We start from the raw sequence: 15,027 nt of genomic DNA, 5'->3' as shown, positions 1-15,027 counted from the left end.
CTGGACCAGGTTGGTCAAGAGGGGTGCGCAGGCTCGTTCCTCCGGTCGCCGGTCCACGGGCGCGGGCGCCGCGCGGCCTCCCCCCGAGAGGTCGCGCGGCGCCCGCGGTGCCGTCCGGCCGGGCCGGTGGCGTCAGCGCACCGGGCGCGGCAGCTTCACGCGGACGAGCTTGGTCTCGATGTTGCTGTCGACCAGGCGGCCCGCCGCGTCGAACGCCTCGGGGCCGTCGGTCATGCCGAAGTCGTTGTCGTTCAGCAGGACCAGGGTCGAGTTGCCCTCGACCGCGATGCCCTCGATCTTGCCGGGAACGCCCTTCACGGTGTTCAGGTCGATGATCCGGCTCTTGCGCAGCACCGGCACGAAGTAGCCCGCCGGGTCGTCGAGCTGCTCCAGCGCGGGGTTCGACGAGGACTCCCAGCGCGAGCGCAGGATGTCGTTGGCCGGGGTCAGCTGGACCGCGTACAGCCGCGTCGACTTGTCGGTGCGCTCCTGGACCATCAGGCGGTCCTTGCCGATGGCCACCAGCGAGGAGAGCTTCAGCTCGGACGTCTTCGTCTGGCCGGGCTCGACCACGCCGACCGGGTCGAAGCGGTAGACGTACTCGGCGGTGACCTGGTTCTTCTTCGGCGAGAAGCGCAGCAGTCGGGTGGTGCGCGACTCCTCGCCGGTGGCCTTGTCCGGGTTGAGCAGCGGGCTCTGCAGGCCGAGGACGAGGTCGCCGTCCGGCAGCAGCGCCAGGCCCTCGAAGCCGCGGTTGAGCTTGCGCTTCAGGAAGGAGGCGGGCAGCGACTCGACCACCCGGTAGTCGGCGCCGGTCAGCCCGAGGCCCTTGGGGACGTGGCGGGCGATGACCTGGCCGCGCGACGAGACGTGGACCAGCGAGGGCCCGTACTCGTCCACCAGCCAGAAGGTGCCGTCCTTGGCCCTGACCAGGCCCTCGGTGTCCAGGCCGTTCACGTTGTACGGGAGCGGGGTGGAGGCGTCGTAGGTGTACGGCGCCTCGTCGCGGCCCGGCTGGTTGGGCAGGCCCGTCACGGGGGTGTGCTTGGCGGTGGTGATCGCTATGGAGCTGAGCACCTGGATCCGGGGGCCGGTGGCGCGGATCTTCACGATGGCCGGGTTGAAGCCGGGCACGGGGAAGGTGCGCCGCTTGTCCTTGCCGACGGCGATCTGGCCGTTGGGGCCCCGGTCGGTGACCGTCCAGTACTCGCCGGGCCGCTCGGCCGGGTACAGGTCGCTGCCGATGCCGCCCAGGTCGACGCCCCGGTCGTTGTCGACGCTGCCGGGGACGAGCTTGTTGCTGAACGCGGCCAGCGGGATGTCCGGCAGCGTCGAGGTGGAGACGACCCGGGCACCGGGGGCGGGCGCCGAGGGGGCTGCCCCGGACGTCCCCACCGTGGTGAGCACGAGTGCGGCCGAGAGCGGCAGCACTACGGCGGCGGGCCTGCGCAGGAGGCGCGGATTCATCTGTACTCCCTTTGAACTGAACAACATGGGGGGGGGTGACCCATGGCGGCGGCCTCATGGTCCGTATCCACGCGCAACGCCGGACAACGTGACCGTGACGACAGGGCGAGCCCTGGGTGAACGCACGTCTCCGTACGGCCCGCCCCGCCGTCCCGGGGCCTTCTAGTAGCGGTCGAGGATCAGCTGCGTCTTGAGGATGTCGCCGCGGTACAGCCAGCCCTTGGACTCGGCGAGGGCGATCGCGTCGTCGTGCAGCTTGGCCGCGTCGGTCTTGGAGTCGGTCTTGAAGGACAGCTCGACCACGTACTCCGTGCCCGTGCCGTTCGCGCCGACGACCGGCAGCACCTCGATGCTCGCGTCGTCCGAAGCGCCCCACGCGCCGCCGTACACCTTCGCCGTCACCGGGCCGTGCGCACGGGTGTTCTTGAGCACTCCGGTGCCCCAGCCGGCGCTCTTCCAGTCCGCGAGCTTGCCCGGGACGTCGCCGACCAGCCACGAGCGGCCGGTGTCGCTCGACGGCAGGGTGGTGCCGGAGTAGCCGCTCGCGCTGCGCTTCTTCTCGTTGCTGAAGCTGAGGGTCTGCTTGGCGTAGCCCCAGTCGACCTCGGCCTTGTAGTTGGTGTCGGAGCTGTTGAAGCCCGCCTGGTTGGCCGCGGTGAGCGCCGCGTCCAGGTCGCCGTTCGTGACCGGGAAGCGCTTCTTGTACGTCTCCTCGAAGGAGGAGCCGTCCTTGTGGCGCAGGCGGACGCTCCAGCCCTCGGCGTCGAGGTCGCCGGCGGCGGTGTCGTAGTAGCTGTACGAGCGGGCCTTGGCCGAGCCCGTGATGCCGAACGCCGACTTGACCGCCGAACTCGGGGCGTGCGCCGCGTCGAGCGCCGCCGTGGTGAGGTTGATCTTCACCTCGTACGTCGGCACGGCGTTGGAGGCGGCGTGTGCGGGGGAGGCCGGGGCCAGCAGCGCGGCGGAGACGGCGAGTGCGAGGGCCGAACCGGCCGTGGCGGGGCGCAGGGCCCTGGAAGAGGAGGTCATGCGGTTGATCATCAGGAGCGCGGGTGAGGGAGGGGTGTCCCGCGGGCATGGGTTCGATGAACCGATGGCATCGGGAAGCGGAAGCGGTGCGACCGGGGCGGGGCGGGGCGTACGGCGAACGGCTGACGGGCGCGTGGCGGCCGCGGGAAACGGGCAGGCTGGCTGCCGGGCGGCGTCGACGCACCGGCGCGCCGGACCAGGTACGCGAGGGACACGGGGAGCGACATGGGCGCGACGGGATCCACCGCACCGGCCGCAGTGACCGGACCGCCGCGTTCGCGGCCTGGGCGGCTCGGGCGGCCCCGGCGCCTGCTCGCCGCACTGGCACTGCTCGCGGTGGCGGGCTGCGGCGGCGCCGGAGGGGACGACGACGCGGCCCCGCCGGGACGGGGAGCCACGCCGACGGTCTCACCCTCTGCTCCACCTTCACTGTCGGCATCGCTGTCGGCGTCTGCGCCCGCGCAGGCCGCCTCCGCGGAGCCGTCGACCGGGCCGTCGTCACCGGCACCGCGGGTATCCGCCGCGGACGGCGGTGACGTGGCGGCCTGCGCCGACGGCGACTGCGAGATCGCCGTGTCCGGGCCGGTGACGATCCGCGTCGATGGCCCGGCGGGCCCCGCTACCCTCTCCGTGACCGAGGTCGGCCCGAACAGGATCGAGTACACGGTGGAGTCGGGCGGCAGCCGGTCCGACAACGGGGCGTCGGGCCCGGGGCAGGGCTGCCTCACGGTGCTGCGCCCCCACGGCAGCGGCACCTCCTGCGGCGCCCTGGGTGACGCGGCCCGGCCGGACCCGCGGTCCGGCGCCGTGGTGATCCAGGTGCTGGCGGGCGAGGACGGCACGGCGATCGTGCGCGTCGTGTCCGGCTGAGAGGGGCGTCACGGCCGAGGGCGCCTCACACCTGCGACTGAGCGAGCAGCCGCAGCGCACGCTCCTTCAGCTCCGGACCGGCCTGAGCCGCGTCGCCGGAGTCGAACGGGGGCCGGGGGTCGTACTCGACGGCGAGCTGGATCGCCCTGGCCGTCTCCTCGTCGGCGATGAGCGACGCCAGGTACAGCGCCATGTCCAGCCCCGCCGACACCCCGGCCGCGGTCACGATCCTTCCCGAGCGGACGTAGCGCCGCGGCAGGTACGTCACGTCGAACGTGCTCTCCAGATACGCGGCGGAGGCCCAGTAGGTGGTGGCCCGGCGCCCGTCCAGCAGTCCGGCCGCCGCGAGGACGAGGCTGCCCGTGCACACGGAGGTCGTCCACGCGGTGTGCCGGTGGACGCGGCGGATCCAGCCCAGCAGCGCGTCGTTGTTCATCGCGCCGACGGTGCCCCGGTTTCCCGCGCCCGGCACCAGCAGTACGTCGAGGCGGTCGACCTCGTCGATCGAGCGCTCGGCGAGCACCGCCACGTCCCCGGTGTCCGTGCGGACCGGGCCGCGCTCCTGGGCGACCATCGTGACGGTCGCACCGGGCAGCCGGGAGAGGATCTCGGCCGGTCCCGTGGGGTCCAGCAGACTGTAGCCGTCGTAGAGCAGGACGCCGACGTGCGGCCCGGTGCCGCCGCGCGGTGTGGCCGCGTGCGCGGCTCCCGTACCCAAAAGGGGAATCGCGGTGGCGGTGGCGCCGATGAGGACGTTCCTGCGGGTGGTCGTGTGCGGGATGCTCGTCATGGACCGGGAGTCTGCCGCTCCGGCGCGGCGCGCGGGGGCGGCATGTCCGGCATCCTGCGAAGCTCGTCCCCCGTGACGCCGTACTGGTCCAGCAGCGCCTGCCGCAGCGTCTGTGTCGACCGGAATCCGCAGCGCCGCGCGATCTGCGCCAGGGACAGTCCGCTGGAGCGCACCAGGTGCCGCGCCGCCTCCGCGCGGGCCGTGCGCACGGCCCGCGCCGGGGCCATGCCGAGGTGCGCGGTGAACAGCCGGGTCAGGTGGCGGGGACTGATGTTCACCCGGGCCGCCAGCGCGGCGGGCGAGAGGTCCTCCGCCAGATGGCCCGCTATGTATCCCGTCAGATCGCGCACGAGGCGGTCGTCGGGCGGCGGACCCGCGAGGAACATCGACAACTGCGCCTGGTCCGCCGGGCGGTGCAGATGCGTGACGAGTTCCCTGGCGACCGCGCGGGCCAGCGTGGGGCCGTGGTCGTCCTCGATCAGCGAGAGCGTCAGGTCGAGGGCGCTGGTGACCCCGGCCGAGGTGTAGACGTTGCCGTCGCGGATCGCCAGCGGGGCCACGTCCACGGCCACGTCGGGGTGCCGCCGGGCGAGCCGGTCGCCCCACCCCCAGTGGGTCGTCACCCTGCGGTGGTCCAACAGCCCGGCGGCGGCCAGCACGTAGGCGCCCGTGCACACGGAAGCCACGCGCCGGCTCAACCCCGCCACCCGCCGTACGTGCCCCAGCAGCCGCTCGTCCGCCGAGGCCGCCTCGCAGCCCACCCCGCCCACGACGATCATCGTGTCCACCCGCCCCGCCACGGCCTCGAGCACCTGCCCGGCGCCGAGCACGATCCCCGACGAACTGCGGGCGGCCCGCCCGCCGAGGGTGGCCAGTTCGATGGCGTACGGGGGCGCGGCCCCGTACCGGTTGGCGATGTCGAGGGCCCCTCCCGGGCAGGCGATGTCGAGGATCTGGGCGTCGTCGTACGCCACGATCAGAACGCGCCGCTGCTCGTCCACGGTCCTTCTCCCTTCCTTCCTCGTCCGGACTCTTCTCCTCCGGCGGGCGGCGGCGTCAATGCGGGGTTCCGGGCGCTCGTGCGCCGACGATGTCCGAGGGGCCGCCCCGGCGCGTACGGGATCACGTCCCCCACCCCCGCCCCCACCACCCCCACGGAGAAACATGACCTCCGCGACCCCCCAACGCGCGGCGACCCTCGTCAAGCACGCCAAGCTGTGGATCGTACCGACCGCCCTGAGCGGGCTGGTCACGCTCGTGCTGTCGCTGCTCTACATGGGCGGCATCATCGCCCCGAACGACCACCTCGACCGGCTGCCCGTCGCCGTCGTGAACGAGGACGCGGGCACGCCGCTGCCCGGACAGCGGGAGAACCTGGGGAAGCAGGTCACGGCCGCCGTCACCGCGACGGGCGCGGCGAAGGGCGTCGACTGGCGCACCCTCGACCGCGCGGAGGCCGAGGACCAGCTGCGCGCGGGCAAGGTGTTCGGCGCCCTGTTCGTGCCCCGGGACTTCACCGCGTCCGTCGCGGCCCTGACCACGCGCGGCGCCACGGCGCGGCCGACGCTCACCGTCTTCACCAACCCCGGCCTGGGCAGCCTCGGTTCCTCGATGGCCGCGCAGATCAACCAGGCCGCCGCGGCGCAGGCGTCCGCGAACATCGGCAAGCAGCTCGCCGTCTCGCCCGCCGCCTCCGCCGCGGACCCGACGACGCGTCTGCTCCTCGCCGATCCGGTGGACGTGAAGACCCGCGTCGGGCAGCCGCTCGGGCGCCACAGCGGCCTCGGGCTCAGCGCCTTCTACTACACGCTCCTGTTGGTCCTCGCCGGTTTCATCAGCGCGAACCTGGTCCACACCGGCGTCGACACCGCACTCGGGTACGCGGACAGCGAGATCGGCCCCTGGCACTACCGCCACAGGACCGTGCACATCGACCGCACCCAGACGCTCGTGCTCAAGATGGTGATGACGGCGGGCATCTCGCTGGTGACCGCCAGCCTCCTCATGGTCGGCACGATCACGATCCTGGGCATGGACAGCGCACACGAACCCCTGCTGTGGATCTTCTCCTACTGCGCCATCGTCGCCGTCGGCCTCGGCGTCCAGGCCATCAACGCCGCGTTCGGCGGCATCGGCCAGCTGGTGTCCATGTTCGTCTTCATCGCGCTGGCCCTGCCCTCGTCGGGCGCGACCGTCCCGTTGGAGGCGACCCCCGGCTTCTTCCGCTTCCTGGGCGCCTTCGAGCCGATGCGCCAGCTCACCGGGGGCGTACGGGCCATCCTCTACTTCGACGCACGCGCGGACGCCGGCCTCGCCCGCGCGTGGGTGATGATCGCGATCGGGTTCGCCGTCGCGCTCCTCTTCGGCTTCGCCATGACCCGCTACTACGACCGGAGGGGGCTGGCCAGGCTCATTCCGCAGCCGGAGCGGGATCCCCGGCCGGATCCGGTGTGAGCGGTCCGTCCTCGGCGGCCCCCTCATCGTGGGCACCGTGGCGGACCGAGAGGTGCAGCGAGTCGTCCCGGACGTCCGCGACGATCGTGTCCCCGGGCTCGGCGCCACCGCTCAGCAGCAGCGACGCGAGGCGGTTGTCGAGCTCGGCCTGGATCGTACGGCGCAGCGGACGGGCCCCGAACTCCGGCTGGTAGCCGTGCGCCACCAGCAACTTCGTCGCCGCCTCGGTGACTTCGAGCGTCATGCCCTGCGCGTGGACGCGGTGTTTGCTCCGGTCGAGCAGGTGCTCCACGATCCGCGACAGGTCGTCCTGGCCGAGGCTGTGGAAGACGATGATGTCGTCGATGCGGTTCAGGAACTCGGGCCTGAACCGCGTCCGCAGGTCGTCCATCAGCTCGTCCTTCAGCTCCGCCGCGTCCCCCTCGTGGGCGAGGATGCGGTGGGCGCCGATGTTGGACGTCATGATGACGACGCAGTGCCGGAAGTCGACCGTGCGGCCCTGCGCGTCGGTGAGCCGGCCGTCGTCGAGGATCTGGAGCAGCGTGTTGAACACGTCCGGGTGCGCCTTCTCCACCTCGTCGAACAGCACCACGCTGTACGGGCGGCGCCTGACCTGCTCGGTGAGCTGGCCGGCCTCCTCGTAGCCGACGTACCCGGGAGGCGCGCCGACGAGCCGGGCCACGGTGTGCTTCTCCTGGAACTCGCTCATGTCGAACCGCACCATGCGTTCGTCCGCGCCGAACAGCAGCTCGCTGAGGGTCTTGGCCAGCTCGGTCTTGCCCACGCCCGTGGGGCCGAGGAAGAGGAACGAGCCGACGGGCCGGTTCGGGTCGCCCATGCCCGCGCGGTTGCGGCGCACGGCCTCGGAGACCGCGGTGACCGCCTCGTCCTGGCCGACGATCCGCGCGTGCATCTCCTCCTCCAGCCTGAGCAGCCGCTCCTTCTCGCCGGAGTTCAGCTGGGAGACCGGGATGCCCGTGCGGCGCGAGACGATGTCGGCGATGTCGGACGCGGTCACCGACACGACGCCCTCGCGGCGCTCCTCGATGCCCGCCACCTCGCCCTCGACCTCGGCGATCTCCTGCTTCAGCTCCGAAGCCCGCGCGAACTCCTCGGCGGCCACGGCCTGGTCCTTCTCGCGCCGCAGCTTCGCCAGCCGGTCCTCGCGGGCGACGACCTCGGTGGAGCGCGACGCGTTGCGCAGCCGTACGCGGGCACCCGCCTGGTCCATCAGGTCGATCGCCTTGTCGGGCAGGAACCGGTCGCTGACGTACCGGTCGGACAGTTCGGCCGCCGCCGCGAGGGCGCCGTCGGCGAACCGGACCCGGTGGTGGGCCTCGTAGGCGTCCCGCAGCCCCTCCAGGATCTGCACCGTCTCCTCGACGCTCGGCTCCGGGACCAGCACGGGCTGGAAGCGGCGCTCCAGGGCGGCGTCCTTCTCGATGTACTTGCGGTACTCGTCGATCGTGGTGGCGCCCACCACGTGCAGCTCGCCGCGGGCGAGCGCGGGCTTGAGCATGTTGCCCGCGTCCATGGAGCCCTCGCCCGTGGCGCCCGCGCCGACGACGGTGTGCAGCTCGTCGATGAACAGCACGATCTCGCCCTCGGACCCCTGGACGTCCTCGATGACCTTCTTCAGCCGCTCCTCGAACTGCCCCCGGTACTGCGCGCCCGCCACCATCCCGGACAGGTCGAGCGAGAGCACCCGCTTGTCCTTGAGAGTGTCGGGCACCTCGCCCGCCACGATGCGCTGGGCGAGGCCCTCCACGATGGCGGTCTTGCCGACGCCCGGCTCGCCAATGAGCACGGGGTTGTTCTTGGAGCGCCTGGAGAGGATCTCGATGGTCTGCTCGATCTCCTCGGCGCGGCCGACCACGGGGTCGAGCCTGCCCGCCTTCGCGTCCTCGGTCAGGTCCCTGCTGAACTCTTCGAGCATCGTGGCCGGTTGCTTGGAGGCCGCGGCGCCGCTCTCCCCGCGCGTCGGCTGCTCGGAGAGGCCGCGCAGCTTCGCCGCGTCCACGTCTTCCGCGCGCAGGAACCGTCCGGCGCCCGAGTCGGCGTCGCTCAGCAGCGCGCCCAGGAGGTGCTCGGGGCCGATGTAGGAGGCTCCGGCCGCCTGCGAGGTGGCGTGCGCGAAGGCGAGGGTGCGCTTGGCGGCGGGGGTGAGGCCGGGCTCGGCCGACGGTTCGCCGGACTCCCGGGGCAGGACCTCGGCCAGTTTCGCGGCCAGCCCGGCGGGGTCGATCCCGGCCTGCGCCAGCAGCCCGCGCGTGGGCTCGACCTGGGTGGCCGCCCACAGCAGGTGTTCGGTGTCGAGGTCGGACGTCCCGTCCTCGGCCGCCCTGCTCGCCGCCAGGTTGAGGAGGTCGCGCGAGGAGTCCGTCAGCAGCCGTCCGATCGGCACCCGTTGCACCGCCGGGGGAGAGGAGGCGGGCGACATGCCGAAGAACCGGTTCAACAGGTCGCTGAACGGATCGGAAGGACCGAAGGGAGAACCGAACGCCATCGACATGCCTGCTCCAGGTGCGAGGGAATGCGCGGAATGCGGCGGGACGGGGGACATTCACACTCAAACGCCGTGGACAGTGCGCCGCAAGCCGGGGTGGCGCCCCCTCTCGGAGAGCCGGACGGCGTACGGCCGGACTGCGTGCCGCTCCCGGCGCGGCTACGCTGAATCCGATTCTTGTGCCCGTTATGTACCGATTATCAGGAGTCCGGTGGTCACCCCGCAGCCCGTCGTCGTCCCTCCCGCGAAGGCCGCCGTGTTCCTGGTGGCCACCCTGAACCCCGGCGGCGAGGCCGCGGCGCGCGAGGTGCTCGGCGACCTCGCCGGGCTGACCCGCTCGGTGGCGTTCCGGGCCCCCGACGAACCGCTCACCTGTGTCGTCGGCATCGGCGCCGCCGCCTGGCCGCGGCTCTTCGCCGGTCCGCCGCCGCGCGACCTCCACCCCTTCACGCCGCTGCGGGGCCCGCGGCACCACGCCCCCGCCACCCCCGGCGACCTCCTGTTCCACGTGCGCGCCCCGCGCATGGACCTCTGCTTCGAACTGTCCCGGCTGGTCGTGGACGGCCTGGCGGGCGCCGCGACCGTCGTCGACGAGGTGCACGGCTTCCGCTACTTCGACGAGCGGGACCTGCTCGGATTCGTGGACGGCAGCGAGAACCCGCAGGGAGGGGCGGCGGCCGACGCCGTGTTCGTGGGCGACGAGGACCCCGGCTTCCGGGGCGGCAGCTATGTGATCGTGCAGAAGTACGTGCACGACATGGCGGCCTGGCGGGCGCTCTCCGTGGAGGAGCAGGAACGGGTCATCGGCCGCACCAAGTCGGACAACGTGGAGATGCCCGACGACACCAAACCGGCGGACTCGCACGTGGCGCTCAACACGATCACCGACGCGGACGGGACCGAACGGAAGATCGTCCGCGAGAACATGCCGTTCGGCAGCGTCGGCGGCGTCGGCGGCGGAGAGTTCGGCACGTACTTCATCGGCTACGCGCGCACGCCCGACGTCACCGAGCGGATGCTCGGCCACATGTTCCTCGGCGACCCGCCCGGCAACACCGATCGCATCCTCGACTTCTCGACCGCCGTGACCGGCGGCCTCTTCTTCGTCCCGAGCGCCGACGCGCTCGATTCCCCGCCGGACCTGCCGGACCCGCCGGACCTGCCCGCCGGGACCGCGGGCTCCGACCCCGTGGACCGCGACGGCGTTCCCCCGGCGGCCGTCCTCCCGGACGGCTCCCTCGGCATCGGCAGCATGAAAGGAGCGTGAGCGCCATGACCGCCACCCCCAACAACCTGCACCGCGAACTCGCCCCGGTCACCCCCGCGGCCTGGGCCCAGATCGAGGAAGAGGCCCGCCGCACCGTCCGGCGCCACGTCGCGGGCCGCCGCGTCGTCGACGTCCCCGACCCCGAGGGCCCCGGCCTGGCCGCCGTCGGCACCGGACACCTGACGGACGTCACCCCGCCCGCCCCCGGCGTCCGGGCCCGGCTGCGCGAGGCGAAGCCCCTGGTCGAACTGCGGGTGCCGTTCACCGTCAGCCGGGCCGCGGTGGACGACGTCGAGCGCGGCTCGAACGACTCCGACTGGCAGCCCGTGAAGGACGCGGCCCGCGCCCTCGCGTTCGCCGAGGACCGGGCGATCTTCGACGGGTACGCGGCGGCGGGCGTCGAAGGGCTCAGGAGCCGTACGTCCAACCCCGTGCTGAACCTGCCGGCCGAGCCGCGCGACTACCCCGACGCGATCAGCCGCGCCCTGACGTCGCTGCGCCTCGCCGGGGTGGACGGCCCCTACGCCCTGCTCCTGGGCGCCGACGAGTACGCCGCCGTCAGCGAGACCTCCGACCACGGCCACCCGATCGCCGCGCACCTGGCGCGCATGCTGGACGGCCCGCCGATCTGGGCGCCCGCGCTCAGCGGTGCCTTCGTCCTGTCGACCCGCGGCGGAGACTTCGAACTGCGCATCGGCCAGGACGTGGCCATCGGGTACGCGTCGCACGACCCGGAGACGGTGGAGCTGTACCTGGAGGAGACGCTGACCTTCCTCCCGTACACGGACGAGGCCGTCGTCGTCCTGAACGCCTAGGGCCCGTGCCTCAGGCGTCGTGCTCGTCGCGCTCGCGCAGGTACGCCGCCAACTCGGCGGCCCCCGCCAGCATCGCCCGCCCGCGCGCGGACACCCGGCCGTGCCAGTCGCGCAGGGCGGCCTCCAGCGGCGCCGGACCGCCGGCCGCCCGCACCTGGGTGATGAGCGGCGCGATCTGGTCCAACAGGTAGCCGCCGCGCCTGAGTTGATGGGCGAGCCGGGCGTCCCGCACATCGGCCTCGTCGTAGACCCGGTAGCCGGTGCGCGCATCGCGGCGCGGCCGCACCAGCCCGGCGCGCTCCCACTTGCGCAGCGTCGCCGGTCGGATGCCGAGCTGTCGCGCCAGCGGCCCCACGAACGTGGCGGCGGGCGCGTCCGGAGCGCCGGACGCGTCGGCGGCGGTGGGCTCCAGGTCGCGCAGGGCGTCCTCCACGGCCCGTAGCGTCCGCCGGTCGTCCAGCAGTTGGGCGTGGCTCTCGTCGACGAGCCGCAGTGCCTCGTCCACCTCGCCCTCGTTCACCGCCCGCATGACCGACGCCGCCGTCCGGTGGCCGTGGCCGGGGACCAGGGCGAGGAACGCGGACAGGGCCCGCGCGTGCAGCGGGGTGTAGGTGCGGTAGCCGTGGGGGGTGCGCCCGGCGACCGGGAGGATCCCGGCCTCCTCGTAATTCCTGACGGCCTGCGTGGAAAGTCCGTGCCGACGTGCCAGGTCGACCGGCCTCAGCTTCACACCGCTTTGAAGGTTTCTCCCCATGAGGGCGAAGGTATCGCGACAAAGCCTCAACCGAAGGTTCAACGATACCGTTTATGGCATGGAAACCGGTATCAAGGACACCAGCCATTCCTTCGGGTCCGCCCCCGTCATGCGGCTGCTCCGGTCCCGCCCCCGACTGCTCGCGCTGGGCGAGCCGACGCACGGCGAGGACGCCCTGCTCGACCTGCGCAACGAACTCTTCCGGCAGCTCGTCGAGAAGGAGGGCTACCGCACGATCGCGATCGAGAGCGACTGCCTGCGGGGTCTGGTCGTGGACGCGTACGTCACCTCGGGCGCGGGCACGCTGGACCGGGCCATGGAGCGCGGCTTCAGCCACGGCTTCGGCGCGTCCGCCGCCAACCGCGAACTCGTACGCTGGATGCGCGCCCACAACGAGAACCGTCCCGTGTCCGAGCGGGTGCGCTTCGCCGGCTTCGACGGCCCGCTGGAGATCACCGGCGCCGCGAGCCCCCGCGAAGCCCTCACCGCGCTCCACGACCACCTCGCCGCGCACGTGGCCGCGGCCCTGCTGCCGTGCACGGCGGAAACCCTCGACCGGCTGCTCGGCGCCGACGGCCGGTGGACCGAACCCGCCGCGATGAGGGACCCGGCCCGGTCGGCGGGCCGCTCGGCCGATGCCCGGGAACTGCGGCTGCTCGCCGACGACCTGGTCGCGCTGTTCGACGAGCAGACGCCGCACCTGATCGCGGCGGCCGGGCGCGAGGAGTGGGACAGGGCCGGGCTGTACGGCCGCACCGCGACCGGCCTGCTGCGCTACCACTACTGGATGGCCGACGGCTCTTTGGCGCGCATGCCCCGCCTGCTGGGCCTGCGGGGGCGGATGATGGCCCGCAACCTCCTCGCCGTGGCCGCCCGGGGGCCCGCGCTCGTCCACGCGCACAACGCCCATCTCCAGCGGGAGAAGAGCGGGATGCGGATGGGCGGTCAGCCGCTGGAGTGGTGGAGCGCGGGGGCGCTGGTGCACGCCCGGCTCGGTGCGCGGTACGCCTTCCTGGCCACGGCCCTCGGCACGATCCGGCACAGCGGCGTGGACGACCCGCCGAGGGACACCGTCGAGGGGCTGCTGTACGAGCTCCCGGAGGACCGCTGCGTGGTGGACGCGCCCCGGTTGGCCGCGGCCCTGGCCGAAGCACCCCTGGACGCCCGCGTGTCCCCGTACTACGGCTACGCCCCCTTCGACCCGGCGCACCTCGCCGCGACCGACGGGATCGTGTTCCTCAAGGACGTCACTCGCTGACGTGCCGGCCTGACGCGGCAGTGCGTACGGGCCCCTGCCGCCCTCCTCCGCAGGGGCTGTCCTGCGGGGCTCGCGCCAAAACCGCTCGACGGGCGGGTGGGCCGCTGGCACAGTTGCGCGCCATGGACGACTTCGATCACGTGACCGCCGCCGACCTACGACTCATGCAGGACCTGGCGCAGCGGGTCACCGCCGTTCGGCCCGACCTGGTGAACAGTGACGCGGCGTTCGGTGAGCTGGCCTGGAACTGGGGCAAGGGGCATGCGAGCCAGGGCGGCAGCTGGACGCGGCGGCTGTGGTTCTCCGGCGACGAGCCGATCGCCTGGGGCTGGGCCCAACTGCCGCACCGGGTACGGCGGAACGACGGTTCGGTGAAGGACGTCACCGGCGCCTATCTGGTCTACCAGGTCCACCCCGACCACGGCGGGCTCGTGGACGAGGTCATCGACTGGTACGACGCCACGGCGGCCGGCCTCGAACGCACGGTGGTGCCGAGCGGCGTCGACGCGTTCGCCCTGGAACGCTGGGCGGCGCGCGGCTACGGACCCGATCCCGACTCGCTCGGCGACAACGGCTCCTGGACCCAGCTCAACGAACGCGACCTCGACGAGGTGGAGCCGCCCGTGCTGCCCGCCGGGTTCCGCTTCCGCACCGCCGACGAGGTCGAGCCGCACGCCGTGGTCCGGGCCCACACGGACGCCTGGCCCGGCTCGTCGTACACGGTCGAGTCCTACGAGGGCGTCAGGCGCACCCCGCCGTACCGCGGCGACCTGCACGTCCTGGTGGAGGCGCCGGACGGGACGATGGCCGCCTCGGCGATCATGTGGCTCGACGGGGCGAACAGGACCGCGGAGTTCGAACCGGTCGGAACGCACCCCGACTACCGGCGGCGGGGACTGGCCAGGGCGATGCTGCTGCACGGCATGCACCGGGCGAAGGCGGCCGGGGCCCGTCACGTGACGGTCGCCAGCCTGGGCGCGCCGGGACATCCCGCGGCGCGCGAGCTGTACTACGGCGTGGGGTTCCGGCGGTTCACGCGGGACGCGCCGCTCCTGAGGTCCGCGGACTGAGAGCCCGTGTCCGGCCCCGGGCCGGAGCGGCGCGGCGGCCCGGGTCGCGCGACGAAGCGGGCCGGCTCGTCGGGCGTGCGGTCCAGGCGCGGCAGACGGTCCACGGGGCCCGTTCTCGCCCCGGGGCCGTCGGCGGGTGCGCCCTAGTGGGCCCGCAGGGAGTCGACGGTGGCCAGTGCCGTGGCCATCAGGACGTCGCGCTCGCCGTGCACCCTGCCCAGCACCCGCAAGCCGTAGTACGCGCTCTGCACCTGGCGGGCGAGGGTGCGCGGGTCCTTGTCCGTACGGATCTCGCCCGCGGCCTGGCCCGCGGCCAGGACCGTGCGGAGGGCGTCCTCGACGCGGTCGAAGGTGCGCCGCACCACCTTCCGCACGTCCGGATCCGGCGCCGCCGCCTCGATCGCCGCGTTGATCGCGAAGCAGCCGCGCGGATCGGCCCCGGCCGCGAACGCCTCCACGTCGGCGTCGACGGCGTGCGCCATCAGCGCGTGCAGCCGCTCCTCCGCCGAACCGGGACCGGCCAACAGCTCCACCTGCTCCGCGGTGGCGGTCCCGTAGTAGCGCTCCAGGGCGAGCAGGTAGAGCTGCCGCTTGCCGCCGAAGGTGTTGTAGAGGCTGGACGGCCCGAGTCCGGTGCTCTCGCACAGGTCGCGGGTGGAGGTCCCCTCGTACCCCTGGCGCCAGAAGGTGTCCATGGCCGCGCCGATGACGCGGTCCTCGTCGAACTGCCGTGGCCTGGCCATGGAC

At 73.0% G+C, this 15,027-nt stretch carries 13 protein-coding genes; 6 read left to right on the top strand and 7 right to left on the bottom strand.

The window, feature by feature from the left end; genetic code table 11:
• Nucleotides 1–132: 132 nt before the first annotated feature.
• Nucleotides 133–1,467, bottom strand: coding sequence for an esterase-like activity of phytase family protein (locus tag ACIBNE_RS24275; protein WP_399274831.1), 1,335 nt, complete (start codon nt 1,465–1,467; stop codon nt 133–135).
• 162 nt (nt 1,468–1,629) lie between these two features.
• Nucleotides 1,630–2,496, bottom strand: a complete 867-nt coding sequence (locus ACIBNE_RS24270) for a hypothetical protein (RefSeq protein ID WP_399274829.1) — start codon at nt 2,494–2,496, stop codon at nt 1,630–1,632.
• Between the two features lie 537 nt (nt 2,497–3,033).
• On the opposite strand from ACIBNE_RS24270, the gene ACIBNE_RS24265 reads away from it, so the two are divergent.
• A complete protein-coding gene (locus tag ACIBNE_RS24265; RefSeq protein ID WP_399274827.1) occupies nt 3,034–3,366 on the top strand; it encodes a hypothetical protein in 333 nt (110 codons plus the stop codon).
• A gap of 25 nt (nt 3,367–3,391) precedes the next feature.
• On the opposite strand, the gene ACIBNE_RS24260 is transcribed toward ACIBNE_RS24265, so the two are convergent.
• A complete protein-coding gene (locus ACIBNE_RS24260; protein WP_399274826.1) occupies nt 3,392–4,156 on the bottom strand; it encodes a DJ-1/PfpI family protein in 765 nt (254 codons plus the stop codon).
• Nucleotides 4,153–5,157, bottom strand: coding sequence for a GlxA family transcriptional regulator (locus ACIBNE_RS24255; protein ID WP_399274824.1), 1,005 nt, complete (start codon nt 5,155–5,157; stop codon nt 4,153–4,155). The genes ACIBNE_RS24260 and ACIBNE_RS24255 overlap by 4 nt, the downstream gene beginning before the upstream one ends.
• A 163-nt stretch (nt 5,158–5,320) precedes the next feature.
• Here ACIBNE_RS24255 and ACIBNE_RS24250 point away from each other — a divergent pair, with 163 nt between their 5' ends.
• Nucleotides 5,321–6,610: a YhgE/Pip domain-containing protein gene (locus ACIBNE_RS24250; protein ID WP_399274823.1), complete on the top strand. Its 1,290-nt coding sequence runs from the start codon at nt 5,321–5,323 to the stop codon at nt 6,608–6,610.
• Here ACIBNE_RS24250 and ACIBNE_RS24245 read toward each other — a convergent pair.
• Nucleotides 6,567–9,122, bottom strand: a complete 2,556-nt coding sequence (locus ACIBNE_RS24245; protein WP_399274821.1) for an ATP-dependent Clp protease ATP-binding subunit — start codon at nt 9,120–9,122, stop codon at nt 6,567–6,569. The two genes, ACIBNE_RS24250 and ACIBNE_RS24245, sit on opposite strands and share 44 nt — an antisense overlap.
• A 205-nt stretch (nt 9,123–9,327) precedes the next feature.
• On the opposite strand from ACIBNE_RS24245, the gene ACIBNE_RS24240 reads away from it, so the two are divergent.
• Together ACIBNE_RS24240 and ACIBNE_RS24235 are read left to right on the top strand one after the other, a co-directional pair.
• Nucleotides 9,328–10,383, top strand: coding sequence for a Dyp-type peroxidase (locus tag ACIBNE_RS24240; RefSeq protein WP_399274820.1), 1,056 nt, complete (start codon nt 9,328–9,330; stop codon nt 10,381–10,383).
• A 5-nt stretch (nt 10,384–10,388) separates the two neighbouring features.
• Nucleotides 10,389–11,198, top strand: a complete 810-nt coding sequence (locus ACIBNE_RS24235; RefSeq protein ID WP_399274818.1) for a family 1 encapsulin nanocompartment shell protein — start codon at nt 10,389–10,391, stop codon at nt 11,196–11,198.
• A gap of 10 nt (nt 11,199–11,208) precedes the next feature.
• Here the strand turns inward: ACIBNE_RS24235 and ACIBNE_RS24230 are convergent, their stop codons facing one another.
• Nucleotides 11,209–11,952 carry a TioE family transcriptional regulator gene (locus tag ACIBNE_RS24230; protein WP_399274816.1) on the bottom strand — a complete coding sequence of 248 codons (744 nt, stop codon included), beginning with the start codon at nt 11,950–11,952 and terminating at the stop codon, nt 11,209–11,211.
• A 58-nt stretch (nt 11,953–12,010) separates the two neighbouring features.
• Here ACIBNE_RS24230 and ACIBNE_RS24225 point away from each other — a divergent pair, with 58 nt between their 5' ends.
• Together ACIBNE_RS24225 and ACIBNE_RS24220 are read left to right on the top strand one after the other, a co-directional pair.
• Nucleotides 12,011–13,210, top strand: coding sequence for an erythromycin esterase family protein (locus tag ACIBNE_RS24225; protein ID WP_399274814.1), 1,200 nt, complete (start codon nt 12,011–12,013; stop codon nt 13,208–13,210).
• 122 nt (nt 13,211–13,332) lie between these two features.
• Nucleotides 13,333–14,280, top strand: a complete 948-nt coding sequence (locus tag ACIBNE_RS24220; protein WP_399274811.1) for a GNAT family N-acetyltransferase — start codon at nt 13,333–13,335, stop codon at nt 14,278–14,280.
• A gap of 143 nt (nt 14,281–14,423) precedes the next feature.
• Here the strand turns inward: ACIBNE_RS24220 and ACIBNE_RS24215 are convergent, their stop codons facing one another.
• Entirely contained in the window at nt 14,424–15,023 is a 600-nt protein-coding gene (locus ACIBNE_RS24215) for a TetR/AcrR family transcriptional regulator (protein ID WP_399274809.1), read from the bottom strand.
• Nucleotides 15,024–15,027: the final 4 nt, after the last annotated feature.

The organism is Streptomyces sp. NPDC050504 (assembly GCF_044458065.1).
In the GTDB taxonomy this organism is placed as follows: domain Bacteria; phylum Actinomycetota; class Actinomycetes; order Streptomycetales; family Streptomycetaceae; genus Streptomyces.
Note: the sequence above shows the minus strand (reverse complement) of the source record. Positions and strands in the feature narration are given on the sequence as shown.